The following is a 25,074-nucleotide window of genomic DNA, read 5'->3' as shown; positions in this document are numbered from 1 at the left end:
ATCGGGGAAAATGACCGGCTTTCGTCCCACCTGCCGAGGTCCGTCTTGCCGCTGCCACCGCCCGCTCCCCGTTCCCTGATGCACACCCGCCGCGTCGAGTACCGCGGCTTCCGCCGCGACGACGGCCTTTGGGACATCGAAGGCGACCTGCTCGACACCAAGCCCTACGCGTTCGAGATCGAAGGCGAGGGCGAGTGGGCGCCCGGCGAGGCGATCCACCAGATGAGCATCCGCGTGACGCTGGATGAGGCCATGGTGATCCGCGACGTCGTGGCGTGCATGGACGCGCACCCGCACGACCCCTGCCCGCAGGCCATGCCGCCGATGCAGGGCCTGATCGGCGAGACCCTCGGCAAGGGCTGGCGCAAGACCATCGAGCGCCATCTCGGCGGCACGGTCGGCTGCACCCACCTGCGCGAACTGCTGTTCAACCTCGCGACCGCAGCCTTCCAGACCAAGGCCTCGTCGTTCGCGCCCGCCGGCGACGGTCGGCCGCCCATGCACCTGGGCCAGTGCAAGGCCTGGGCCTTCGATGGGCCGGTGGTCGAGAAGGTCTATCCGATGTTCTTCCGCTGGCAGCCGCCGGCCAGAAACGCAGGCTGAGCCGCATGGCACTGGAGATCCACTTCGACGCGGTCGACACCGCACCGATCGATTCCTCGACCGTGATGGTGCTGCGCGACGGGGCGCAGGGCCTGGAGGTGCTGATGGTGCGCCGGCACGGCGACTCGGGCGTGCTGGGCGGCGTGCATGTGTTTCCCGGCGGCAAGCTCGACGCGGCCGATGGTGAGACCGTCATCCGGGGCGAGCCACGGGCGTCCTCGTGGTACCCCGACACCCTGGGTGAACCCACGCTGTCGCCCGCCGTGGCGAGAGGACTGTTCACGGCCGCCGTGCGCGAAACCCGCGAGGAGTGCGGACTCGACCTGCCGGTGGACACGCTGTGGCCCTGGTCGCGCTGGATCACACCGCGCCAGCCTTCGGTGTCGCGCAAGCGTTTTGACACCCGCTTCTTCGTTGCTCCGGCGCCGCTGGGGCAGCAGGCGGTGCACGACGACTTCGAGGCGACCGAGACGGTGTGGGTGTTGCCCCGGGACGGGCTGCAGCGTTACTGGGCCGGTGAGATCGACCTGGCGCCGCCGCAGATCATGAGCCTGGTCCAGCTGGCGCGCGTCCGCGATGTGGCCCAGGCCATGGCCGCCGCCCGGCAGCGTCCGCCGGCCCTGATCGAGCCGCATCCGTTCGACGAGAGCGGCGAGCGGGTGATCTGTTATCCGGGTGATCCGCTGCACCCGGTGCGCGAAGCCGCGTGGGAGGGGCCGACCCGCCTGCGCTTCCGCAACCGCCGCTTCGAGCCGGAGGGCGGGTTGCCGGCCCTGCTGGGCTGATCCGGGGACCTGCAGAAACAGCAACGCCCACTGGTGTGGGCGTTGCTGCGGAACGAATTCCTGGCGGAGAGAGAGGGATTCGAACCCTCGGTACAGGAATACCTGTACGCCGGATTTCGAATCCGGCAAATGTGCTGTTTGTTGATGTTGATCTGTGTTTATAAAATCAATATAAATCAACAGCTTAGTTGGTTATACTGGACGGGTGAACAGTTGCGACTGTTGATCGAAATGCATCAAAATTGGGCAAAAGTGGCTACATGGTGGCTACATGGACCCAAGGTGCAGCCACCCAACCAGGATCAAGCAGCATGGCCAGACCGAAGAAAAGCGACGCACCCGACTTGTCCGAACGGGTGAGCCTGTCGGCGGGTGCAATCGAGCGTCTGACGTGCCCAGCAGGCAAGCAACAGGCGTTCATGCGCGACACCGAAGCGCCCGGCCTGCGCGTGCGCGTGACGGTTGCCGGCGCGAAGTCGTTTGTGTTCGAGTCCAAGCTGAACCGGCAGACCATTCGCCGCACCATCGGCGACGTGAAGTCATGGACCATTGAACAGGCCCGCACCGAAGCCCGCCGCTTGGCTGTGGAACTGGACAACGGGGCAGACCCCCGCGAAGTGAAGCGCCAGAAGGATGCCGCAGATACCGCCGAACGCCAGCGCCTGCAATCCATCGTTGTCCGGGAGAGATTGACCGGCCTGGAGGCATGGGCCGAATACGTCAAAGAGGGGCGCGAGGTGGGTTTCACCGAGCGCGGGCCGTGGGGCACCCGACACGCCGCAGACCATGACACCATGTCTACCGCTGGTGGCGTGGCCTACAAGCGAAAAACCAAGGGTGTGACCCAGCCGGGACCGCTGCACCCGTTGCTGTCCCGCCCGCTGGTGAAGATTGACGCGCCCGCTGTGGCTCAGTGGCTCAAAGAAGAAAACGCCCATCGGCCCGCACGTGCCGCGCTGGCGTTTCGCCTGTTGCGGGGCTTCTTGAACTGGTGCGCTGAACACGCGGTGTATTCGGCCATCGCAAAGCCAGAAGCGCACAAGCCCAAGGACGTGCGCCGGCTGATCCGCAAGCAGACCCCGAAAGATGATGTGTTGCAGCGCGAACACCTACCCGCATGGTTCGCAGGCGTGCTGTCTGATGCCAACCCCTACCCCCGCGCCTATCTGCTGGCGCTACTGTTGACCGGGGCTCGCAAAAATGAGCTGTCGCACCTTGCATGGGAAGACGTAGATTTTCGATTCGGCGGGAGCATGTCCATTCGGGACAAGGTGGACGGACTGCGCGTGATCCCGTGCCCGGCCTACCTTGCTCACATCCTGGCTCAATTGCCCAGGCGTGGCCCTTGGGTGTTTGGTGCCGGAGCTGCAGCCCCCGGCATTGGCGATACAGCGGCCTACAACCACCGAAAGGCCCTTGCCGCTGGTGGGCTGCCCCATGTGTCGCTTCATGGGCTCAGGCGCTCGTTTGGCTCGCTTGCGGAGTGGGTGGAGTGCCCGGCTGGTGTGGTGGCTCAGCTCATGGGACACAAGCCCAGCGCCACCGCTGAAAAGCACTACCGCGCCCGCCCCTTGGACTTGCTCAGAGTGTGGCACGAAAAAATCACTGCGTGGATGCTTGAGCAAGCCGGGGTTGAGTTCGACCCCAAGACCGCCGCCGCTGGTGGGCTGCGCGTCGTCAACAACTGAGAGGAAAACACCATGGACCTGAAAACACACGACTCCCAACAGCCCAATGGCTTCAATCTTGCTGACTTCGCAGCACGCGAACAGCGCCGCACACAACGTCTGGTGCGCGCCGCTTACGGTGTGGGGCACACCCACCCATGGTTCGTGGCGCTGTCGCGTGCTGATCAGGAAAAGAAGGTCAGGGAGTGGGTGGACGAAGCTTTGGACGCACGTGCGGAGCGACTTTGGTTGATGTCTTGTTAAAGAAATTTGCACAAGTCGCTTGCTCTCGTTTTTGGGTTGAACTTAAATAACCCCCACATAGCCCGGTTGGCTTTGCACTACAGCTCGGAGCGGGATAGCTCGGGTGGATGCCCTCTGTAGGCGACCCAACGAATAGTCTGGATGGACGGCTCAACAGTCACCTGTTGCCGTCCATTTTTCATCGGCAGCAGGTCAGTTACACCGACCTGGATCAATGCCATGAACGACCATTCTCGATATCCATCGCTGGCGCATGAAACCCGCGCCACCCTACCGACTCCCGAAGCCGCTTTCCATTTGAATCGCAAGTGCCAAACGTTGCGGCTGTGGGCGATGCGCGAGGATGGCCCTTTGCGTCCGCTGCGGGTGAACGGCCGGCTCGCCTGGAAAACGGAAGACCTGCGCCGTTTGCTGGGGGTGGCATGAGCACCCTCCGAAAAGTCTTCCAAGGCTCCGAAAACCCGCGCCAGCTCCGTGCAATTTTGGAACTGCTGCGTCGCAATCTTTGGCGCGAAGAAGTCGACGCCGTGGCCGGTGCATCCAATGGCCCCGACGTGGTTGCGCAGCTCCGCAGGCAAGGGCTTGAACTGCCCTGCAAGCTGGTGACGGTCACCGACCGAGACGGGCGCAAGGTCAGAGCAGGGCAGTACAGCTTGACCGCCGCCGACCGCCGCCTTTTCTACCGGTGGCTGTCGAACCGCATCAAGGGCAATACAGCGTGACCGGCACCTACGTCATGAGGGTGGGCGCTGTCGGTCTGTCAAAACTCGGTGCGCACAAACCTTCAACATTGCAACAGGCCGTGCGCCACAACCGGCGACAGATTCAGGCAGAACTCGGAGCGCATGGGAACATCGATCCGGCACGCACCTATCTGAATGAAGTCATTGCGGGGCCGGTTGATCCCGATGCCGTGGTGCCGCTGGCTCAGGCGCGCATGGCTGCTGCTGGGGTGGGCAAGCTGCGCCGGGATCATTGCCAAGCCGTCGAACTGGTCTATTCGCTGTCGCCTGACACCACGGTGAACGTCGGGGCGTTTTTCCGTCGGTGCGTGGTGTGGGTGGGTGAGCAGTTCGGCGCCGACAACGTGCTGACGGCAGATATCCACCACGACCAGTCTGCCCCTCACTGTCATGTCCTTGTGCTGCCGCTGATCTGTGGCCGCATGGTGGGCAGCTCGCTGATTACCCGGCCCGCTACCGCGAAGCTGCACGCCTCGTTTGCGCCAGTCGCAAAAGAGTTCGGCATGAAGCCGCCACCTGTGAAGCTGTCCGGCACATCGCGGGCCACTGGTGCACAGATGGTGATGGCACGGCTTGAATCGACCAATGACGCGATTTTGCGCAGCGCTGTGTGGGATGTGGTCCGCGATGCAGTCAAAGCCGATCCAGCGCCCTACATGGCTGCCTTGGGGATCAGTCGCGACGTGGTGAAGCCGAAGGCGGTCCAAAAGACCATGGCTCAAATCTTCACAAGCCCAGGACGCGGCCCGAAGGTGGAGAAACCAAACCCTATAGGGTTTGCTGTCGCATCGCCGAAACACCGAAGCCTATGTCCTGTAGGGTTCGCCCCGCCCGAGCTGTTGGTTTCAGTGACAGAAGCCACGACAGTGACCACCCGAGAGGCATCGGCAGGACGGCACTGCCACCGCATCGGCGGCTACGGCGCATACCGCCACTCAACTCAGCAGCCGCTCGGGTTCATCGCATGACCCACCACCGGCATATCCAAGGGTGCGGCCCACCTGCACCGCACACCAACTGTTCGCGTCCTCATTCCGACCACCTGGTCAAACCAACTTGAAAGCCTTTCCCAATGAACAACGACAAGACCTATACCTTGGCCCACGGCGGCTACGCACTCACGCAGGACAACCCCGAACGGCTCGGCATCGCTGGGACTGTCCCGCACAGTGCATTTCTGATGCTTCTTGAGCTGATGAACGGGCTGGCTTTGGACAAAGCTGCCATCGTTGGTGATAACGACCTGTCCAGCGTTGGCAGGCAGAACAAGCTTCAGCCGAAGTATTCCAAGGTCTGGGATGCTGTTTGCTTCGCCCATGCGACGCTGGCCGCCTATCAGCAGGCAACAGCCGAACGCGAGGCCCGACTGTTGGCTGTGCCGACGTTGCACGATGGCGCTACCGCTGTGGCAATCGAGGACGTGGAGACTCGGCAGTGGTGGCGCAGTCTCTCGCTTGGGGACCGGAATGAAGTGATGGCCGAAATCACCAAGGGCGGCGAAGAGGCGGCCACCAAATACAGCCGTCTGAGCATCGCACTCATGCGCAGCCCGACACCGTTGCCGCTTGAGCGGGAGACGGAATTTTTCCGTGGCGCATGGGCACAGGCCGCACGTGTTGCGAATCCTGGTGAGGCTGTGACCATTGACCGCGAAAAGGAGGCTGCACAGTGGGCCGTGCGTGGTCTGGCGCAGCTCGTCGGAATCTTGCATGGCCTCACTGGTTGGAGTCGTGCCGCCCTGCTGGCTTTCCTGGTGGCTGATCCCAAGCGCATTGGCGCTGCTGCTGCACTCGGGTACGGCAAGTTCGATGTTGCACGCGCTCAGCAAGCCCAGCAACAGACCGATGGACGCATCCCGGCGCTGGCCTAAGGCAAATCCACCCCGTGGCGCTGAGCGCTGCGCTACGGGGTCCCTACCGGCTTTGAATGACACCATGCCCAAGCTCAAACAACCCGCCCCGCCTGCATCCGAGCAGGCACCCCCCCGTCTCAGGCTCAAGCTGGCGACTGCTGACGATGTGCGCCGCGAGCTGGCCCGCCTCTATCGTGAGGGCAAGAACGGACAACGCGACGTGGGCGACGTGTCCCGCCTGGCGAACGTCTTGCAAATCCTGTCCCGCTGTATCGAGACAAGCGACCTTGAAGCGCGCATCAGCGACCTTGAGGGCAACACATGAGGCCCTTGGAGAAACGCATCGCCCGGCTTGAGCAGGCGGAACCAGACGGGCCACGTCCTGCATTGGTCATCGTGCATGGTGCTGGCTTCGATCCCGAAAGCATCACTTCAGTGGACGGCATCGACCTACACCGGGAAGACGGGGAGAGCGCCAGCGCCTACCTGGATCGCCTGACAGGCCATGTGAGGGCGACAAGGGGCAGGGCGGTGCCGTTCTTGGGGCTGGCGTGCTATGGGCCTGACGACGCGCCAGATGCACCACCCAAGCCAGACTCCGACGCGTTGTCGTGACCGACTGTTGATGATCCCTATGATGGGTCTCGAACCATAAGGGGAGCCATCGTGAAACACGCTATCACCACCGCCATCGCCGCAGCTCTTGCCTGCCTGACCGCGCATGCAGACGACGACCACCTGAACGCGAAAGCGATCTGTCAGAAGTTCGTCGCCAAGCAGCTCAAGGCACCAGCCACAGCGAAGTTCGAGCCCGTCAGCTCGGTCGCTGCACAGCCTGCGAAGGATGGCCCGGCGAACACCTGGGAGTCGGTCGGCTATGTGGACTCGCAGAACGCATTCGGCGCCATGCTGCGCTCCACCTACTTCTGCACTGTGCGCAAGACCGGCCCGGACAAGTGGCGACTGATCGAACTGTCCTGGTTGAAGGACAACGTGTGACGGTGCGACGGAAGCGCTGGCAATTGAGTCCACGGATGCTCAAAACCCGGTGCCGCTGGCTACATGGTGGCTACATGAGCGCTTGCTGCCAAAAACAAAATGCCCCGGACGCTACATAAAATATAGCGCCGGGGCCTTGTTCCTGGCGGAGAGAGAGGGATTCGAACCCTCGGTACAGGAATACCTGTACGCCGGATTTCGAATCCGGTGCATTCGACCACTCTGCCATCTCTCCGTGTCGAAGCCCATGATTCTAGCAGCAGCCGGGACGGCATTTTTGTGTTGCTTTTCCGGGCTTCACAACATGGTGTGCGGTGCGACAATGCCCGCCACTGAGCCCCTCCATGCTTGTCGACACCCAGCCAGTCACCTACCAGCACGTGCCGGCCACCGCCGAAGTCCGTGACCAATGGGTGAACTCGCGGCTGATCGCGGTCCTGATGGACAACGTGATGCCGACGCTGGGTGCTGCGCTGCTGGCCATCCCGCTGGTGGTGTTCATGTTGTGGAACGAGGTCAACGGCTATCTGCTGGCCGCCTGGGCGACCGCGCTGCTCTGCATGGTCGCGTTCCGCTACCGCATGCTGGGCATCTACCGCTTGCGTTTCGACAGCCAGGAAGGTCCCCAGCGCATGGCCTTCATCAAGCGCTACCAGTGGTCCTGGGGCGTGATCGGCGTGTTGTGGGGCAGCGTGGTGGGCCTGAGCTATGGCCGGGCCAGCATCGGCGTCCAGTTCATCTGCGGCATGCTGGTGCTCGGACAGGGCCTGATCACACTGGTCTCGTTCAGTTCCTATCTGCCGGTGTTCCGTCGCTATGCGAATGCCGTGGTGGTGGTCGTGGCGCTGTGTCTGGTGGTCGACGCGCTGACCAACCGCAGTGCGACCGCCATGCCGCTGCGCACCAGCGCCGGGTTGCTGGCGATGCTGGCCCTGTTCTGGTGGCTGCTGATGTCGGCGGGCAAGCGCCTGCACCAGGTCTACCGTTCCAGCTTCGAGTTGCAGTTTTCCAATCAGGAACTGATCGACTCGCTGACCCAGCAGACCCGCGCCTCGTTGCGCGCGGTGGCGACCAAGAACCGGTTTCTGGCCTCGGCTGCGCACGACCTGCGCCAGCCGGTGCATGCGCTGAGCCTGTATGCCGACTGGCTGGCGACCGAGCCGGACATGGCTCGCGAGATTTCACCGCGCATCCTGCAGTCGACCCGGGCGATCAACGAGCTGTTCGACTCGCTGTTCGACCTGACCCGCATCGACGCCGGCAACTACAAGGTGCGGCTGCAGCATGTGGACGTCCAGCAGCTGTTCGCCGATCTCGCGCTGCAGTTCTCGCCGGTGGCGGCGGGCAAGTCGATCAAGCTCAAGACCCACACGCAGCCGCGGCAGATCTGGGGTGACCCGGTGGTGTTGCGCCGCATTCTGGGCAACCTGCTGTCCAATGCCCTCAAGCACACGAGCAAGGGCGGCGTGTTGCTGAGCCTGCGGCAGCGGGAAGACATGCTGCTGTTCGAGGTCTGGGACACTGGCGTGGGCATCGCCCGTGAGCACCAGCAGGCGATCTTCCAGGAGTTTTTCCGTGTGTCCCAGCACCACGGCACCGAGGACAGCCTGGGCCTGGGGCTGACCATCGTGTCCAAGCTGGCCACGATGATGGGCTATCAGCTTGCGCTTTCTTCCGAGGCGAACCGGGGCAGTGTGTTCCGGGTGATGCTGCCGATCTACACGCAGGAACAGGGCATGCCGGACGTGCCGACCTGAAGCCCTCGGCTTCAGAGCTCGCGTTTCAGAGATCCAGCAGGCCGGCGGTGCGGGCCAGGTGGCTGGCTTGCGAGCGGCTCTTGACGTTCAGGCGGCGGAACAGGCGCCACAGGTGCACCTTGACCGTGTGTTCGCTGATCTGCAGTTGCTCGGCGATGTCGCGGTTGGACAGACCACGATCGAGCATGACCAGCAACTGCTTCTGCCGCTTGGAGAGCTTCTCAGGGATGGTCGGGGCGTTTTCGTCTTCGGGTTCGTCCGCGAGGAATTCGCGCAGCACGCGCCCGATCTGGGCGGCGCCGGCCGATTTCTCCACATAGGCGTCGGCACCGGCTTCCTTGGCCAGGTCTTCGTAATCGGAGGCCGGCGAGGCCGACAGCACGATCAGGGAGGTGTCGGGCAGCATCTGCCGGACTTCGCGCACCCCGGACACGCCGTGGGTATCGGGCAGCTTGAGGTCCAGACACACCAGCTCCGGCTCGCCATGCTCGGCGATCGCCCGGCTCACCGTGGCCAGTCGCTCCAGTTCCACGACCTGGGTGGAGGTGCGCAGACGCCGCAGCAGCATGACGACGGCTTCGCGCATCAGGGGGTGGTCGTCGATGACAAAGATACTCATGGCAGAGGCTGGAATGTGTTGGGTCTGTGTTTGCGAAGCATATCCACATCGGGGGCGCTTGGCGATAGCCAAAAGGACATGAATGCAGACCTTGTTTTTAGTTTTACCGGTCCGGGCATGTCCTCATGGGAACTCCGGACTTCCTGGGAATTGTCTCACCCTGGGCGCACCTCTGCGGTGTCCCGGGGGACCGAAACGCAGGGATCAAGCGGAATTCTGCGCAAAAAACCGAAGTGCGTCCCTGACTTTGGTGATGTCCGCCAGCAGGTTCAACCGTTCCTGGAGCGCGGTCAGGCCGGCGTCGCCCTGTTGCTGCAGCTGGGCAATGGCCTGCGCAGCGTCGCGCGGCGCAGGAAAACCGGTGCTCTGCAGCAGCAGCTCGCCCTGGGCGTCGATCAGTTTGAAATAGAACTGGCCGTCCTTTTCGCGGTACTGCTTGAACGACGGAGCCGCCACCTTGACCACCTTGGCGGCTTTCTGGTCGGACATCTGGTCCAGCGAGCGCAGGCCGACCGCATGGCGCAGGCGGGCGGTGAACGGGGTGGCGATGGCGCGGGCTTTTTCGGCGCCGGCCTTGAGCGTCTTCTCGATCCGGGACGGGTCCTGGATCAACTGGTTGTAGACCTCGCGCATCGGCGCGATTTCGCGGTCCAGCCGTTCGAACAGCACCTGCTTGGCCTCACCCCAGGCGATGCCGTCGGCGTAGGCCTTGGCCAGGGTGGCGGTTTCGTCGGCGCTGGCGAAGGCCTGGTAGAGCTGGAACAGGGCCGAGCCTTCGGTGTCCTTGGGCTCACCGGGTGCGCGCGAGTCGGTCAGGATGCCCATGATGAGCTTCCTGAGCTGATCCTTCGGGGCAAACAGCGGGATGGTGTTGTCGTAGCTCTTGCTCATCTTGCGGCCATCCAGACCGGGCAGCAGGGCCACGTGGTCCTCGGTCACCGCCTCGGGCAGCGTGAAGTGCTCGCCGTAGAGGTGGTTGAAGCTCGACGCGATGTCGCGCGCCATCTCGATGTGCTGAATCTGGTCGCGACCGACCGGCACCTGGTGGGCATTGAACATCAGGATGTCGGCCGCCATGAGCACCGGGTACATGAACAGGCCGGCGGTCACGCCCGCGTCCGGCTCTTCGCCCGCGGCGTTGTTCTTGTCGACCGAGGCCTTGTAGGCGTGGGCGCGGTTGAGCAGGCCCTTGCCGGTGACGCAGGTCAGCAGCCAGGTGAGCTCCGGGATTTCGGGGATGTCGGACTGGCGGTAGAACGTGACCTTCTCCGGGTCCAGGCCGCAGGCCAGCCAGGTGGCGGCGATCTCCAGCGTCGAGCGCTGCACGCGCACCGGGTCGCCGCCGGTCTTGATCAGTGCGTGGTAGTCCGCGAGGAAATAGAAGTTCTGTGTGTTGGCTTCGCGACTGGCACGCACCGTAGGACGCACGGCGCCGACGTAGTTGCCCAGGTGGGGGGTGCCGGAAGTGGTGATGCCGGTCAGGACGCGTTGGAGGCTCATGGGCAGGAGTCGGGATATCAGAAAAGGAGGGCGCGCAGCGGGGTCAGCAACAACTCGATCAAGGCGTTGGTCAGGCCCATCAGCGGGTACAACCACAGGCTGTCGATCACGTGGGTAACGACCAGGGCCATCACAATGAAGAAGCCCCAGGGCTCGATGCGGGAAACCGCCATGGCCTGTTTCCAGGGCAGCAGACCGACCAGGATGCGACCCCCATCGAGCGGCGGCAGCGGGAACAGGTTGAAGGCAAACATCACCAAGTTCACCGATACACCACCGCGCGCCATCTCGAGGAAGAAGCGCTCTTCGACGCCCATGGAACTCAACAGATACAGCACGATGGTCCAGAGCACCGCCTGCACCAGGTTGGCCCCGGGGCCGGCCAGCGCCACCCAGACCATGTCGCGCTTGGGATTCTTCAGCCGCCCGAACTGCACCGGCACCGGCTTGGCGTAGCCGAACAGGAATGCGCCGCCGGTGGAGAAAAACAGGATCAGCGGCATCACGATCGTGCCGACCGGATCGATGTGTTTCAGCGGGTTGAGCGTGATGCGCCCGAGCTTCCAGGCGGTGTCATCACCGAAGTGGCGCGCGGCATAGCCGTGGGCGGCTTCGTGCACCGTGATCGCGAAGAGCACGGGCAGGGCGTAGATGGCAATGGTTTGAACGATCTCGGCAAGGTCCATGCCGCTATTGTCCCAGACTGCGCCGCAGCCACGGCCCGCGGCGGGCCGACCTCACAGACCCAGCGGCTGCAGCGGACCCTGTCCCAGACGCACCACCTCGGGTTCGCCACCGTTGCCCATGGGCGTGAGGTCAACCACCGTGGTCGGCTCCAGCGCGCAGGCTCCGGCGTCGATCACGCCGTCCAGCACTTTCTCGAAGCACTCGCGGATCTCGCTGGCGTCGTTCATCGGCTCGCGCTCGCCGGGGGCGATCAGCGTGGTCGCCAGCAGCGGCGCGTTGTGCAGGTCGAGCAGGGCCAGCAGCGCGGTGTGCTGTGGCACCCGCAGGCCGATGGTCTTGCGCGACGGGTGGCTCACGCGCCGCGGCACTTCCTTGCTGGCTTCGAGGATGAAGGTGTAGGGGCCGGGCGTGGCGAGCTTGAGCAGCCGGTACTGGCGGTTGTCGACCTTGGCGTAGCTGGCGAGTTCGCTCAGGTCGCGGCAGAGCAGGGTCAGGTGGTGCTTGTCGTCGACCTCGCGCAGGCGGCGCAGCCGGTCGGCCGCGGCCTTGTCGTCGAGGTGACAGACCAGGGCGTAGCTCGAATCGGTCGGCACGGCCAGCACGCCGCCGCGTTCGAGCAGTTGCACCGCCTGCTTGAGCAGCCGCGGCTGCGGGTTCTCGGGATGGACTTCGAAGAACTGGGACATGCGCGTATTGTGCGCGCGCCGCCGCGACCGTTCAGGCTTCCGGTGGCTCCAGCAGACGCTGGTTTTCCCGGGCTGTGAGCCAGCTGGCGGTGATGCCACAGCACACGATCAGCGCAATGCCCATCGACTCCAGGCGTCCGGGCACATGGTCGAACACCAGCCAGCCGCAGAGCATCGCAAAGCCGATCTGGGTGTAGAGGAAGGGCGTGAGCGTGGAGGCGCTGGCGCGGGCGAACGCCAGGATCAGCAGGAAGTGCCCGACCGTGCCCATCAGTCCGACCAGGCACAGCAAGGCGAAGGTGCGCGCGTCGGGCATGGCCTGCCAGACGAAGGGCAGCACGGCGGTGGTCACCAGCGCGCCGACCCCGCCGGTGTAGAAATGCATGGTCATCGGGTCTTCGGTGCGTGCCATGCGGCTGGTCAGGATCTGGAACGCCGCATAGGAGAACACCATCACCAGCGGCAGCAGGCTGGCCCAGCCGATGCTGGCGCCACCGGGCTGCACCACCAGCAGCGCGCCGGCAAAACCGCCGCCCACCAGCACCCAGCGCAGGACCGACACCTCCTCCTTGAGGAAGGTCGCCGCCAGCAGGGTCACGACCAGCGGTGTGGTCATGACGAAGGCGGTGAATTCGCCCACCGGCATGTACTGCACGCTCACGAAACCCAGGATGCTGATCGTCAGCAGCAGGGCGCCTCGCAGCAGTTGCCAGCGGGGATGGGCGGTGTGCCAGAGCTGGCGACCACGCACCGGCAGCATCGCGGCGGTGACCGCGACGGCCTGGAACACATAGCGGAACCAGACCATCACCAGGACGGAAACGACGGCGCCGACCACCTTGACCGTGGTGTCGAGCACCGCGAAACAGGCCATGGCGCAGACCAGGAAAGCCACGCCCAGCACGGCGCGACCACCGGTCGACCCCGTTCGTGAGGCTGTCACTGAATGCGCGATTCGAGCAGCGACCAGACTGGCGTGAGGCCCGCGGGCAGTTCGGGCAGCTTGCCCAGATCGGTGTGGCTCTCGTCGGGGCTGTGGAAGTCGCTGCCGCGCGACGCCACGAGGTCGAACTCGCGGCAGAACTCGGCGTACTTCACCGCGTCGGCCTGGCTGTGTGCGCCGGTCACGACCTCGACACCCCGGCCGCCGTGGGTCTTGAACTCGTTGAAGAGGGCGAACTCTTCGTTGGCGGTGAACTTGTAGCGCGCCGGGTGCGCGATCACCGCGACGCCGCCGGCGCCGGTGATCCACCTCACCGTGTCGCCCAGACTGGCCCAGCGGTGTGGCACGAAGCCGGGCTTGCCTTCGGCCAGGTACTTGCGGAACACGGCATTGGTGTCGGGGCAATGGCCCGACTCGACGATGTAGCGCGCGAAGTGGCTGCGCGAGATCAGGTCGGGATTGCCGACGTACTTCATCGCTCCCTCGAACGCGTCGGGGATGCCCACGCGGGCCAGTTCGGCGCCCATCTGCCGGGCGCGCTCTTCGCGGCCACCGCGGGTCTCGCGCAGGCCGCGCTCGATGGCCGGATCGGTGGGATCGAAGCCCAGGCCGACGATGTGTACCGTGACGTTGGCAAAGGTGACCGACACCTCGGTGCCGGTCAGGTAGGGCAGTCCGACCGCGCGGGCCGCGGCCAGAGCGCGCGCCTGGCCACCGATTTCGTCGTGGTCGGTCAGGGCCCAGAGTGCGACGCCGTTGGCCTTGGCCCGGGACGCCAGTTCCTCGGGCGTGAGCGTGCCGTCCGAGACGACGGAATGGCAGTGCAGGTCGGCGTTGAGCTGTTGGGTCACGGATTCATTCTAGTGGGCCGACCAATCTCGCACAGTCTGCGTGGCGATCGGGCTCAGCCCGTGTTGCGCAGGCCGGCGGCGATGCCGTTGATCGAGATGTGGATGCCGCGGCGCACCTTCTCGTCGCGGTCGGCGTGGTTTTCGCCCGCCCGATAGCGTCGCACCAGCTCGACCTGCAGGTGGTGCAGCGGGTCGATGTAGGGGAAGCGGTGGCGGATCGAGCGCTGCAGCGCGGCGTTGTTGGCCAGGCGCTGCTTCTCGCCGGTGATCAGCGTCAGCGCTTCGGCCGTGCGGTGCCACTCGGCCTCGATGGCGCCGAACACCTTGTTGCGCAGCTTCCGGTCGGGCACCAGCTCGGCGTAGCGGCTGGCCAGCGCCAGATCGCTCTTGGCCAGCACCATGTCCATGTTGGACAGCAGGGTGCTGAAGAAGGGCCACTGCTTGCACATCTTCTGCAGCAGTGCTTTCTGCCTGGCGACGCCCTTCTCGCCCTCGGCGTGCAGGAAGGCCTGCACCGCCGAGCCGAAGCCGTACCAGCCCGGCAGCGTGAGGCGGCACTGGCCCCAGCTGAAGCCCCAGGGAATCGCGCGCAGGTCTTCGATCTTCTGCGTCGCCTTGCGTGAGGCGGGGCGCGAGCCGATGTTGAGTTCGGCGATCTCGCGGATCGGCGTGGCAGAGAAGAAGTAGTCGGCGAAGCCCGGGGTGTCGTACACGAGGGCGCGGTAGGCCTTCATGCTGTGGCTCGACAGCGTGTCGGCGGCCGACAGGAACTCGGCCGGCGCGTTGCGCGTGGGCTTGAGCAGCGTGGCTTCGAGCGTGGCCGCGACCAGGGTTTCCAGGTTGCGGCGGCCGATCTCGGGGTTGGCGTACTTGGAGCCGATCACCTCGCCCTGTTCGGTCAGGCGGATCTGGCCGCGCACCGTGCCGGGTGGTTGCGCCAGGATGGCCTGGTAGCTGGGGCCGCCGCCGCGGCCGACCGTTCCGCCGCGGCCATGGAACATGCGCAGGCGGATGTGGCCCCCACGCTCCGCCGCTGCGCGGGTCGCTGTCCCCCGAGGGGGCGCGGTTTCAGCTTGGGGCGGCCCGGCGCTGAAACCCTCTGCCTTTCCGGCATTGAGGCTGTCAAACAGCGCGACCAGCGCGGTCTCGGCGCGGTAGAGCTCCCAGTTGCTGGTGAAGATGCCGCCGTCCTTGTTGCTGTCGGAGTAGCCGAGCATGATGTCCTGCTCGCTGTAGCCGCTGGCGGCGCCGCGCAGCACCATGTCGCGCACGCCGGGCAGGGCGTAGTAGTCGCGCATGATGGGCGCGGCGTTGCGCAGGTCTTCGATGGTTTCGAACAGCGGGACCACGATCAGGTCGGCCACCGCGTCTTCGGCCAGCAGGCCACGCACCAGGCCCGTTTCCTTTTGCAGCAGCAACACCTCCAGCAGGTCGCTGACGGTTTCGGTGTGGCTAATGATGGCGTGGCGGATCGCCTGCGCGCCCAGGCGCTCGCGGCCCGCGCGCGCGGTCTCGAAGATCGCCAGTTCGCTGCGGGTGTGGTCGGAGTAGCTGGCGCCGGGCACGCGCAGCGGCCGCGCGTCGTTGAGCTGGCGCAGCAGCACCTCGCGCTTGGCCACTTCGTCGAGTGCGCTGTAGTCGGCCTCGACGCGGGCGGTCGCCAGCAGTTCGGCGACCACTTCTTCGTGCTTGTCCGAGCTCTGGCGCAGGTCCACACTCGCCAGGTGGAAACCGAACACCTCGACCGCCCGCATCAGCGGCCGCAGACGGCCGCGCGCCAGTGCTTCGCCGTGGTGCGACAGCAGCGAGGCCTCGATGGTGTGCAGGTCGGCCAGCAGTTCGGCGGCGCTGCGGTAAGGGTCCTGCGGTGCCACGGCGTGGCGCGCGGCCTCGCCACCGGTCAGTTCCTTCAGGGTGGCGGCCAGGCGCGCGTACATGCCGGTCAGGGCGCGGCGGTAGGGCTCGTCCTGGCGGTGGGCATTGGTGTCGGGCGAGCGCTCGGCCAGCGCCTGCATCTCGGGGCTGACCGAGGCCAGCATGGCGGAGACCGACAGCTCGGCCCCCAGCAGGTGCAGCTGCGTCAGGTGGTGGCGCAGCACCATCTCGCTCTGGCTCTGCAGCGCCAGTTCCAACGTCGGCGCGGTCACGAAGGGGTTGCCGTCGCGGTCGCCACCGATCCACTGGCCCATGCGCAGGAACGGCGCCACGCTGCGGTCGCCCAGACCCTCTTCCAGGTCGCGGTACAGGCGCGGGATCTGCGACAGGAAGGTGCTCTGGTAGTAGCTCAGCGCGTTCTCGATCTCGTCGGCCACGGTCAGCTTGGTGAAGCGCAGCAGGCGGGTCTGCCACAGCTGGGTCACGCGGGCGCGCAGCTGCGCTTCGTTGTCTTCCAGGTCGCGCGGCAGCAGGCCCTCGCGTTCGGCCAGCAGGTGGGCGATGGCGCGCTCGGCGTCCAGGATGCTCTTGCGCTGCACCTCGGTCGGGTGCGCGGTGAGCACCGGCGAGATGTGGCTGTCGGCCAGGGTCTCGACCACCTGCGCGCTGCCGATGCCGGCTTTCTTGAGCCGCTGCAGCGTCATCGCCAGGCTGCCTTCCTGCACGTCGCCGGCGCGGTCGTGGATCGCGCGGCGGCGGATGTGGTGCCGGTCTTCGGCCAGGTTGGCCAGGTGGCTGAAGTAGGTGAAGGCGCGGATCACGCTCACCGTCTGCTGGCCTGACAGGCCCTTGAGCAGCTTCTTGAGTGCCTTGTCGGCCGAGGCGTCGTCGTGGCGGCGGAAGGCCACCGAGAGCTGGCGGACCTGTTCGATCAGCTCGAACATGTCGCTGCCTTCCTGCTCGCGGATCACGTCACCGAGGATGCGGCCGAGCAGGCGGATGTCCTCGACCAGCGGCTGGTCCTTGTGATGGGCCTTTTTCGACGGCGCGGCGCGCGAACGCAGGGCGACGGAGGAGGGGCTCTTGGCGGTGGTTCGGCTCATGGTGCGCGCGGGTGGAGGTACGGAGGGTTTGCTGAAATTTTGGGCAGCGGGCATGCTAGCATCTTCGGTTGCTTTTCCCGTTACCAAGCGGGTACGAAAACGCCTCTGACGGCGTGATCTTTTCTGGATCTTCCGACGTGTCCATTTCAAACACCCCCGACAGCCTGAACATCACCATCGCCACCCGCGAAAGCCGGCTGGCGCTCTGGCAAGCCGAGCATGTGAAAGCGCTCTTGCAAGGTTTGGGCCACCACGTGACGCTGCTGGGCATGACGACGCAGGGCGACCAGATCCTGGACCGCAGCCTGTCCAAGGTCGGCGGCAAGGGCCTGTTCGTCAAGGAGCTGGAGGTGGCGCTTGACGAAGGCCGCGCCGACATCGCCGTGCATTCGCTCAAGGACGTGCCGATGGATCTGCCGCCGGGGTTTGCGCTGGCCTGCGTGATGGAGCGCGAGGACCCGCGCGATGCCTGGGTGTCGCCGGCCTGCGCGTCGCTGGCCGATCTGCCGCAAGGCGGTGTGGTGGGCACCTCCAGCCTGCGCCGCCTGGTGCTGCTGCGCGAGGCGCTGGACCGCCTGTGCCGGCAGGATGTGCGCATCGAGCCGCTGCGTGGCAACCTCGACACCCGCCTGCGCAAACTGGACGAAGGCCAGTACCACGCCATCGTGCTGGCCGCCGCGGGCCTCAAGCGCCTGGGCCTGTCCTCTCGCATCCGTGCCATCTTCGAGCCCGAACAGTCCCTGCCCGCCGCCGGCCAGGGCGCGCTGGGCATCGAGGTCCGCGCCGACCGCACCGATCTGGTGAAGGCGCTGGCCCCGCTGGTGCACATGCCCACCTGGCTGCGCGTGGCGGCAGAACGCACCGTCTCGCGCGCCATGGGGGGCAGCTGCTCGATGCCGCTGGCGGCCTACGCCCGCTGGGACCACGACGCACCGCAAACGCTGAAGCTGGATGCCGCCTGGGGCGACCCCGAAGGCCGGGCGCCGGTGGTGCGCGTGGTCGAACAGGCGCGCATCGAGACGCTGGAGCAGGCCGAGGCGCTGGGCCAGCGCGTGGCGCAGGCGCTGCGCGCCGGTGGCGCACTGGCCGCGGGAGCCTGAGGCTTGGTCGCGGCGCCGTTGACGCGCCCGACCCGCTGGTCCCGCGTGTTCGTGACGCGGCCCCGGGACGAAGGATCGGCTTGGGTCGATGCGCTGCGGGAACGTGGCTGGCCGGCGCTGTCGCTGCCGCTGATCGACATCGGCGCGCCGCGCGATCCGGCGGCGCTGGCCGCCCTGGCGCAGGCCCGGGTGGATTGGCCCGAAAAGGATGCGCTGATGTTCGTCAGCGCGGCCGCCGTGCAGCACTTCTTTGCCGAGCGGCCCACCGCGTTCCGGCATTCCGGGAGCCGGACGCGTTTCTGGTCCCCCGGACCCGGCACGGCGCGGGCACTGGCCCGGGCACTGGCGCCGCTGGGTGTGGCGGCGTCGCGGATCGACGCGCCGCCCGCCGACGCCGCGCAGTTCGATTCGGAACACCTCTGGCCGGTGGTCGAGGCCCAGGTCCATCCTGGCTTGCGCCTGCTCGTGGTGCGCGGAGCGTCGACCAGCGCCGACGGGGAAGCAGCGGGTGGCGCCACGGGCAGTGGCCGCGAATGGCTGCTGGACCGGTGCCGCGAGAAGGGTGCCCTGGTCGAACGGTGTGTTGCCTACGAGCGCCATGCCCCGCGGTGGAGCGACGCCCAGCGCGCCGAGGCGCTGGCCGGAACGGAGGCCGACAGCCTCTGGCTGTTCAGCAGCTCGGAAGCGGTGGCCCACCTGGTCGCTGCGCTGCCCGCGGCCGACTGGTCGCACGCGCAGGCCCTGTGCACGCACGAGCGCATCGCGCAGGCGGCGCGGGACGCCGGCTTCGGGTCGGTGTTCTCCAGCCGGCCGGCCCTGGACGACGTGCTGCGCAGCCTAGAATCGCTGCAAAGCCTGCCATGAGTCCAGACACCACCGATACCCCCACGCCAGCACCGGTCGAAGCGACACCCGCTTCGGGCGTTGCTCCCGCCGCCGCACCCGCGAGCGGCCGCCGCTTCGGTGCCTGGCTGACCCTGGCCGCGCTGGGCATGGGTGGGCTGGCGCTGGTGATGGCGGGACTGCTGTGGCAGAAGCTGGACTTCACCCAGCGCGAACTGGCGCGCCGCAGCCAGGACAGCGCCACCCAGTCGGCCGAGACCCGCGCGCTCGCCATGCAGGCCGAAGCGCAGACCAAGGAAATGCTGGCGCGGCTGGCAGTGGCCGAAGTCAAGCTCTCGGAGGTGAGTCTGCAGCGCTCGCAGCTGGAAGAGCTGATGCTCACGCTCTCACGCTCCCGCGACGACAACCTGGTGCAGGACATCGAGTCGGCCCTGCGCCTGGCCCAGCAGCAGGCCCAGCTGACCGGCAGCGTGCAGCCCTTGCTGGCCGCGCTGCAGGCGGCCGATGCACGCATCGCCCGCGCGGCCCAGCCCCGCCTCAACCCGGTGCAGCGCGCGATCGCCCGCGACGTGCAGCGCATTCGCGGCACCGCGGTGGCCGATGTGCCGTCGCTGGTGCAGCGGCTGGACGACCTGGTGCGCAAGGTGGACCAGTGGCCCGTGCCCAATGAAGTGGGGCCGCTGGCCACCGCGACCCGTCCCAAGACCACCGTGCCCGCGAAGGCGCCGGCGCGTTTGCCCGCCAAGGGCGAAACCAAATCCGCGGCGGCGGTCAATGTGCCGGCGCCGATCGGTCCGACCGAACCGATGGTGTCGGGCTGGGACGGTGTGGTGCAGTCCTGGAACGGTTTCTGGCGCCAGGTGTGGGACGAGACCACCCGCAGCGGTCGCGAACTGGTGCGGGTCAGCCGCATCGACCGGCCCGAGGCGGTGCTGCTGGCGCCCGAGCAGGCCTTCTTCCTGCGCGAGAACCTGAAACTGCGCCTGCTGAACGCGCGCCTGGGCCTGCTGGCGCGCCAGATGGACGCGGTGCAGGACGACCTCAAGAACATCGACGCCGCACTGGTCCGCCATTTCGACACCACCTCACCCGATGTGGTGGCCGCGCAGGGTGTGGTCACGCAGCTGCGCGCCGAACTGGCCGTGACCCAGCTGCCCCAGCCCGAAGAGAGTCTGGCGGCACTGACCGTGGCGGCCGGGGGACGCTGATGCGCGGACCGCACCGTCAGTCGGGCGCCATGCGCAATGTGTTCTGGCTGCTGGGGCTGGCCGCGCTGGCGGTCGCGCTGGCGCTGCTGGTGGGGCACAACCAGGCCATGGTCAGCCTGTTCTGGCCACCGTACCGCTTTGACGTGTCCTTCAACTTCGTGCTGCTGTGCTTGGTGGTCGGCTTCGTGCTGCTCTACCTCGCCATCCGGGCGGTGACCATGCTGCGCGAGTTGCCGCGCCAGGCCAAGCGCTGGCGCAGCCTGCAGATGGAGCGTGCGGCCGTGGGGGCGGTGATGGATTCGCTGGCGCACCAACTGGCCGGTCGTTTCGTGCGCGCGCAGTCGGCGGCGCTGTCGGCGCTGGAGCAACTCAATGGCCAGCCGGCCGAGCAATGGCCGCGGCGCGGCCAGCTGCAATTGCTGGCGCACCTGCTGGTGGCCGAGGCGGCGCAGTCGCTGCAGAACCGCGCCACGCGCGACGAACACCTGCAGGCTGCCCTGCATCCCCAGCTGGCCAAGGCCTCGCCCGAGGTGCGCGAAGGCGCCTTGCTGCGCGCGGTGCGCTGGGCGGTGGAAGACCGCGACGTGCAGGCGGCGCGCAGCCACCTGGCCGAGCTGCCTCAGGGCGCGGCGCGGCGCATCCAGGCGCTGCGCCTGAAGCTGCGTGTGGCCCGCCTGGGCGGCGCCACCGGCGAGGCGCTGGAAACGGCGCGCCTGCTGGCCAAGCACCGGGCGTTCTCGCCAGAAGCATCGCGCAGCATCGTGCGTGGTCTGGCGCTGGACGCCTTGCGCGAGGCGCACGACATCTCGCAGCTGCAGACGGTCTGGTCGAAACTCGACGCAACCGAACGCGCGATGCCCGAGCTGGTGCTGGCGGCGGTCGACCGTGCCCACCGCTTTCCGTCGGACGACCCGGTCGGCGACGAAACGGCGCAGGTCCACACGCTGGTCAGCGCCTGGATGGAGCCGCTGTGGCCGCAGTTCGCATCGCTCGGGGCCGAACAGCAGAAGCAGCTCGCGCTGGCGCTGGAACCCGGTCTTTCGCGCCTGGAGGCCTCCGGACTGGCGCGGCTGGAGCAGAGCCAGCGCCAGTGGCCGAACAACCCCTATTTGCAATACCTCACCGGTCAGGCCTGCCGCCAGCGCCAGCTCTGGGGCAAGGCCGCCCAGTTGCTGGGACAGGCCAGCCACAGCCTGAGCGACCCCGCGCTGCTGCGCCGCACCTGGTGTGCGCTGGCGATGCTGGCCGAGGAACGGGGCGATGCCTCCGGTGCCCAGAACGCCTGGAAGCGGGCGGCGCTCATGAACCACTGAGTCCTCTTCTGGCGCCCAACAAAAAAGCCGACCAGCAGGTCGGCTTTTTTGTGGCTGCCTCCCGCACAGGGCGGGAGGTGGATGCCGGGTCAGCGGTTCTCGAACGGCAGGCTGATGTTGCTCAGATCCTTGCGGGTCTCGACCAGCACCAGCGGGCCTTCATCGACCACGACCACCGGCTTGGGGTCGCGCGGCACGTGGATCGGCTTGGGTTCGGCGGCGATGGCGGCCTGCACCTGGGCGACCTTGGCAGCGTCCGAGTTCACCCATTCCAGCCCACTGGCCTGCGCCACCTGGCTGAGCTGGTCCAGCGACAGGGTGTACGGCGCGACCTTGGGCATGCCGGCAGCGACCGGAGCCGCCACGGGGGCGACTGCCACGGGTGCCGCCACCGGGCGGGGTGCCGGAGCCTGGCGTGCTGGCGCAGCGGGGGCTTCGTTCACCACCACCGGCTCGGACACCGACGGCGTCACCGTTGCAGCGGCCGGGGCGGCCGGCTGGGCGAAGTAGCTGCGCGCGGGGCGCTGCTCGCCGCTGTCTTCCGTGGCGCGGACGGCGGGAGCCGCCTCGGCGATGGCGTCGGGCTGTGCTTCCGCCTGCACATCGGCCGTTTCGCCTTCGCGCGGGCCACGGTCACCGCGGCGGTCACGGCCATAGCGGTCACGGCTGCGGCGTTCACGCGGGGCGCGGGGCGCGGCGTTCTCGCCGTCGGCACCTTGCGCTGCGTTGCTGTCCACGGCGGTATCGGTCGTGGCTTCGGCGACCGGCACACCGGCATCGGCTGCCAGTGCCTGTGCAGGCGCTTCCATGCCATCACCCTGGCGGCGGCGGTTCTCGCCGCGGCCGTTGCGGCGTTCGCGGCGACCGCTGTCGGCGGCGGCATCGGCGCCTTCGGCCGTCGGCAGGGCCAGGTTCAGGTTGTCCACATTGCCGGTTTCGGCAGCGGTGACGGCGCTGGCATCGGTGCGGTTGTCGCGGCGACCGTCGCGGCGCTCACCGTTGCGGCCCTGGCCTTCGACGCGCTCACCACGGCCTTCACCGCGGTTGTCGCCACGGCCTTCACCCCGCGGCGGGCGGTTGCCGTCGCGGCGCTCGCCGTTGCGGCCCTGGCCTTCGACGCGCTCACCACGGCCTTCGCCGCGGTTGTCGCCACGGCCTTCGCCCCGCGGCGGGCGGTTGCCGTCGCGGCGCTCACCGTTGCGGCCCTGGCCTTCGACGCGCTCACCACGGCCTTCGCCGTTGCGACCACCACGGCCGCGGCCATCGCGCGATCCCTTGTTGCCATCCGCGCGTTCGGTCTTGGCGGACTCGGGCACGGCCGGCGCTGGCGCCACGGGCGCGGGTGCCGGGGCAGCACCGAACAGGTTCTTGATCCAGCCGAAGAAACCCTTCTCGGCCGGAGCCTTGGCCACCGGAGCGGGGGCGGCGACGGGCGCAGGGGCCACCACCGGAGCCGGTGCGGCCACGGGCGCCTCGGGCTTGGGTGCGGCCACCGGCGCAGGACCGTCGAACACGACGCTCTTGATCACCGGCTCCTGCTTGTTGGTGCGTTCCTGGCTGCGGCGCGTGAAGCCGGTCGCGTCGTCGGCCTCGTCGGCCAGCTTGTAGCTGGCGTCCAGGTTGTCCAGGCGCGGGTCGTCGTGCTTGAGGCGCTCCAGCTTGTAGTTGGGCGTGTCCAGCGACTTGTTGGGCACCAGCAGCACGCTGATGCGCTGCTTGAGTTCGATCTTGGTGATCTCGGTGCGCTTTTCGTTCAGCAGGAAGCTGGCCACTTCGACCGGCACCTGCACCAGCACCGCGGCCGTGCTGTCCTTGAGCGACTCTTCCTGGATGATGCGCAGGATCTGCAGCGCCGAGCTTTCGGTGTCGCGGATGTGGCCGGAACCACCGCAGCGCGGGCAGGGGATCGACGCACCTTCGCTGAGCATGGGCTTGAGGCGCTGGCGGCTCATTTCGAGCAGGCCGAACTTGCTGATGGAGCCGAACTGCACACGGGCGCGGTCCTGGCGCAGCGCATCGCGCAGGCGGTTTTCGACTTCGCGGCGGTTCTTCGACTCTTCCATGTCGATGAAGTCGATCACGATCAGGCCGCCGAGGTCGCGCAGGCGGGCCTGGCGGGCCACTTCGTCGGCGGCTTCCAGGTTGGTGCGGGTGGCGGTCTCTTCGATGTCGCCGCCCTTGATGGCGCGGGCCGAGTTCACGTCCACCGCCACCAGTGCTTCGGTCTGGTCGATCACGATGGCGCCGCCGCTGGGCAGCTGCACGATGCGGCTGTAGGCGGTTTCGATCTGGTGTTCGATCTGGAAGCGGCTGAACAGCGGCGCGTCGTCGCGGTAGCGCTTGACGCGGTGACCGTGTTCCGGCATCACGTGGCTCATGAACTGGTGAGCCTGTTCGTAGATGTCGTCGGTGTCGATCAGGATCTCGCCGATGTCGCCGTTGAAGTAGTCGCGGATCGCGCGGATCACCAGGCTCGACTCCTGGTAGATCAGGAACGCGCCCTTGCCGCCCTTGGCGGCGCCGTCGATGGCGGTCCACAGCTTGAGCAGGTAGTTCAGGTCCCACTGCAGCTCGGGCGCGTCGCGGCCGATGCCGGCGGTGCGCGCGATGATGCTCATGCCGTTGGGGTATTCGAGCTGGTCCAGCGCCTGCTTGAGTTCCTGGCGGTCCTCACCCTCGATGCGGCGGCTGACGCCACCGCCACGCGGGTTGTTCGGCATCAGCACCACGTAGCGGCCGGCCAGGCTGACAAACGTGGTGAGGGCCGCGCCCTTGTTGCCGCGTTCTTCCTTCTCGACCTGGACCAGCAGCTCCTGGCCTTCCTTGATCACGTCGTTGATGCGGGCCTGCGAGGGCGAGACGTTGCCCTGGAAGTACTGCTTGGAGATTTCCTTGAACGGCAGGAAGCCGTGGCGGTCTTCGCCGTAGTCGACGAAACAGGCTTCCAGCGAAGGCTCGACGCGCGTGACGACGGCCTTGTAGATGTTGCCCTTGCGCTGTTCGCGTCCTTCGATCTCGATTTCGTAGTCGAGCAGCTTTTGCCCGTCCACGATCGCCAGGCGGCGTTCTTCGGCCTGCGTGGCGTTGATCAGCATGCGCTTCATGATGCGTTTCCTTTTCACTGTCACTGACAAAAGCGCACGGACAGGCCGCACGCCGGTTTGCCGGGAACCAGCGAAAAAACGCGAACAGGGGAGGAATTGCCGGAGAGCCGATGACCCGGAACAGTCCCGAGCAACTCGGGCGCTCATGTTGTCGGGTGCAGGGTCGCGACAGTGCGCAACCTTGCACCGGGCCGGGTCAGGGCGTAGGCGCGTGGATGTGGGTGAGCAGGCGGGGCCAGATGGATGTCGTCGACATGGATCTTGCCGGTTCGGTCTCTGTCTTCACTTTGTCCTCGGTCAGCCCCTGATCCGGGCGCGGGTGGCGCCGTGGCAGTGGCTGGCCGATTGGGGTATTCCGTAATCGGGTTCGCTTCTTTTCAGGCCGGTTCTCCTGCCGCACGCTTCCGGTGTTGCCTTGACGGGAGCGTCGATCACGCATTCCGGACAAGGTCCCAACCGGCCGCGGCAGGTGGCACGGGTACCCGTCGTGCCCGTTTTCAGCTCTGCTGTCTGGGCCCCGTTGCAGGTGACTGCCTTAAACTCAGGAAAATCAATCACTTACAACGCACGAC

Annotated in this window: 23 protein-coding genes and 1 tRNA gene; 15 read left to right on the top strand and 9 right to left on the bottom strand. The window is 66.8% G+C overall.

Features of this window, described 5'->3' with window-relative positions:
* Window positions 1–78: 78 nt before the first annotated feature.
* The 10 genes from ACS5NL_RS17655 to ACS5NL_RS17610 all read left to right on the top strand — a co-directional run bounded on the left by ACS5NL_RS17655 (window position 79) and on the right by ACS5NL_RS17610 (window position 6,913).
* Window positions 79–603, top strand: coding sequence for a DUF2889 domain-containing protein (locus tag ACS5NL_RS17655; RefSeq protein WP_439355205.1), 525 nt, complete (start codon window positions 79–81; stop codon window positions 601–603).
* Window positions 604–608: 5 nt separating this feature from the next.
* Window positions 609–1,388 carry an NUDIX hydrolase gene (locus ACS5NL_RS17650; RefSeq protein ID WP_439355204.1) on the top strand — a complete coding sequence of 260 codons (780 nt, stop codon included), beginning with the start codon at window positions 609–611 and terminating at the stop codon, window positions 1,386–1,388.
* A gap of 311 nt (window positions 1,389–1,699) precedes the next feature.
* Window positions 1,700–3,076: a tyrosine-type recombinase/integrase gene (locus ACS5NL_RS17645; RefSeq protein ID WP_439355203.1), complete on the top strand. Its 1,377-nt coding sequence runs from the start codon at window positions 1,700–1,702 to the stop codon at window positions 3,074–3,076.
* A gap of 12 nt (window positions 3,077–3,088) precedes the next feature.
* Window positions 3,089–3,319 (top strand): hypothetical protein, encoded by a 231-nt coding sequence (locus ACS5NL_RS17640; RefSeq protein WP_439355202.1) that lies wholly within the window; start codon window positions 3,089–3,091, stop codon window positions 3,317–3,319.
* A 219-nt stretch (window positions 3,320–3,538) separates the two neighbouring features.
* A complete protein-coding gene (locus ACS5NL_RS17635) occupies window positions 3,539–3,745 on the top strand; it encodes a DNA-binding protein (protein WP_439355201.1) in 207 nt (68 codons plus the stop codon).
* Window positions 3,742–4,041 (top strand): hypothetical protein, encoded by a 300-nt coding sequence (locus ACS5NL_RS17630; RefSeq protein ID WP_439355200.1) that lies wholly within the window; start codon window positions 3,742–3,744, stop codon window positions 4,039–4,041. The genes ACS5NL_RS17635 and ACS5NL_RS17630 overlap by 4 nt, the downstream gene beginning before the upstream one ends.
* Window positions 4,038–5,030, top strand: coding sequence for a plasmid recombination protein (locus ACS5NL_RS17625; protein ID WP_439355199.1), 993 nt, complete (start codon window positions 4,038–4,040; stop codon window positions 5,028–5,030). The genes ACS5NL_RS17630 and ACS5NL_RS17625 overlap by 4 nt, the downstream gene beginning before the upstream one ends.
* Before the next feature lie 104 nt (window positions 5,031–5,134).
* Window positions 5,135–5,932: a hypothetical protein gene (locus ACS5NL_RS17620; protein ID WP_439355198.1), complete on the top strand. Its 798-nt coding sequence runs from the start codon at window positions 5,135–5,137 to the stop codon at window positions 5,930–5,932.
* Between the two features lie 64 nt (window positions 5,933–5,996).
* Window positions 5,997–6,239, top strand: coding sequence for a hypothetical protein (locus ACS5NL_RS17615; protein WP_439355197.1), 243 nt, complete (start codon window positions 5,997–5,999; stop codon window positions 6,237–6,239).
* Between the two features lie 341 nt (window positions 6,240–6,580).
* The gene (locus tag ACS5NL_RS17610; RefSeq protein WP_439355196.1) at window positions 6,581–6,913 is read left to right on the top strand and encodes a hypothetical protein; all 333 of its coding nucleotides are present in this window, start codon (window positions 6,581–6,583) and stop codon (window positions 6,911–6,913) included.
* A gap of 143 nt (window positions 6,914–7,056) precedes the next feature.
* On the opposite strand, the gene ACS5NL_RS17605 is transcribed toward ACS5NL_RS17610, so the two are convergent.
* Window positions 7,057–7,148 (bottom strand) — tRNA-Ser (locus ACS5NL_RS17605).
* Between the two features lie 109 nt (window positions 7,149–7,257).
* On the opposite strand from ACS5NL_RS17605, the gene ACS5NL_RS17600 reads away from it, so the two are divergent.
* The gene (locus ACS5NL_RS17600) at window positions 7,258–8,670 is read left to right on the top strand and encodes a sensor histidine kinase (RefSeq protein WP_439355195.1); all 1,413 of its coding nucleotides are present in this window, start codon (window positions 7,258–7,260) and stop codon (window positions 8,668–8,670) included.
* Between the two features lie 25 nt (window positions 8,671–8,695).
* Here ACS5NL_RS17600 and ACS5NL_RS17595 read toward each other — a convergent pair whose 3' ends face one another.
* The 7 genes from ACS5NL_RS17595 to ACS5NL_RS17565 form a co-directional block, all read right to left on the bottom strand.
* On the bottom strand, window positions 8,696–9,289 hold the full coding sequence (locus ACS5NL_RS17595) for a LuxR C-terminal-related transcriptional regulator (RefSeq protein ID WP_439355194.1): 594 nt from the start codon (window positions 9,287–9,289) through the stop codon (window positions 8,696–8,698).
* A 204-nt stretch (window positions 9,290–9,493) separates the two neighbouring features.
* Window positions 9,494–10,789 (bottom strand): tryptophan--tRNA ligase, encoded by a 1,296-nt coding sequence (locus ACS5NL_RS17590; protein ID WP_439355193.1) that lies wholly within the window; start codon window positions 10,787–10,789, stop codon window positions 9,494–9,496.
* A gap of 17 nt (window positions 10,790–10,806) precedes the next feature.
* Window positions 10,807–11,475, bottom strand: a complete 669-nt coding sequence (locus ACS5NL_RS17585) for a site-2 protease family protein (protein ID WP_439355192.1) — start codon at window positions 11,473–11,475, stop codon at window positions 10,807–10,809.
* 51 nt (window positions 11,476–11,526) lie between these two features.
* On the bottom strand, window positions 11,527–12,162 hold the full coding sequence (locus ACS5NL_RS17580) for an L-threonylcarbamoyladenylate synthase (protein WP_439355191.1): 636 nt from the start codon (window positions 12,160–12,162) through the stop codon (window positions 11,527–11,529).
* Window positions 12,163–12,193: 31 nt separating this feature from the next.
* Entirely contained in the window at window positions 12,194–13,105 is a 912-nt protein-coding gene (locus ACS5NL_RS17575; RefSeq protein ID WP_439355189.1) for a DMT family transporter, read from the bottom strand.
* On the bottom strand, window positions 13,102–13,956 hold the full coding sequence (locus ACS5NL_RS17570; RefSeq protein ID WP_439355187.1) for a 3',5'-nucleoside bisphosphate phosphatase: 855 nt from the start codon (window positions 13,954–13,956) through the stop codon (window positions 13,102–13,104). Before ACS5NL_RS17570 ends, ACS5NL_RS17575 begins: the two co-directional genes overlap by 4 nt.
* Window positions 13,957–14,009: 53 nt before the next feature.
* Window positions 14,010–16,934 carry a phosphoenolpyruvate carboxylase gene (locus tag ACS5NL_RS17565; RefSeq protein ID WP_439355186.1) on the bottom strand — a complete coding sequence of 975 codons (2,925 nt, stop codon included), beginning with the start codon at window positions 16,932–16,934 and terminating at the stop codon, window positions 14,010–14,012.
* Window positions 16,935–17,071: 137 nt separating this feature from the next.
* Here ACS5NL_RS17565 and hemC point away from each other — a divergent pair, with 137 nt between their 5' ends.
* The 4 genes from hemC to ACS5NL_RS17545 are packed head-to-tail and all read left to right on the top strand — an operon-like array spanning window position 17,072 to window position 21,398.
* Window positions 17,072–18,034, top strand: a complete 963-nt coding sequence (gene hemC / locus ACS5NL_RS17560) for a hydroxymethylbilane synthase (protein ID WP_439355185.1) — start codon at window positions 17,072–17,074, stop codon at window positions 18,032–18,034.
* Between the two features lie 18 nt (window positions 18,035–18,052).
* Window positions 18,053–18,898 (top strand): uroporphyrinogen-III synthase, encoded by an 846-nt coding sequence (locus ACS5NL_RS17555; RefSeq protein WP_439355184.1) that lies wholly within the window; start codon window positions 18,053–18,055, stop codon window positions 18,896–18,898.
* Entirely contained in the window at window positions 18,895–20,085 is a 1,191-nt protein-coding gene (locus ACS5NL_RS17550; RefSeq protein ID WP_439355183.1) for a uroporphyrinogen-III C-methyltransferase, read from the top strand. The genes ACS5NL_RS17555 and ACS5NL_RS17550 overlap by 4 nt, the downstream gene beginning before the upstream one ends.
* A gap of 29 nt (window positions 20,086–20,114) precedes the next feature.
* Entirely contained in the window at window positions 20,115–21,398 is a 1,284-nt protein-coding gene (locus ACS5NL_RS17545) for a heme biosynthesis protein HemY (RefSeq protein WP_439355358.1), read from the top strand.
* Window positions 21,399–21,487: 89 nt separating this feature from the next.
* Here the strand turns inward: ACS5NL_RS17545 and ACS5NL_RS17540 are convergent, their stop codons facing one another.
* Window positions 21,488–24,502 (bottom strand): Rne/Rng family ribonuclease, encoded by a 3,015-nt coding sequence (locus tag ACS5NL_RS17540; protein WP_439355182.1) that lies wholly within the window; start codon window positions 24,500–24,502, stop codon window positions 21,488–21,490.
* Window positions 24,503–25,074: the final 572 nt, after the last annotated feature.

Origin of the sequence: Hydrogenophaga sedimenti, from assembly GCF_051857515.1 — a bacterium.
Classification (GTDB): Bacteria; Pseudomonadota; Gammaproteobacteria; order Burkholderiales; family Burkholderiaceae_C; genus Hydrogenophaga.
The sequence above is the reverse complement of the archived record's forward strand: the minus strand, read 5'-3'. Positions and strand labels throughout refer to the sequence as shown.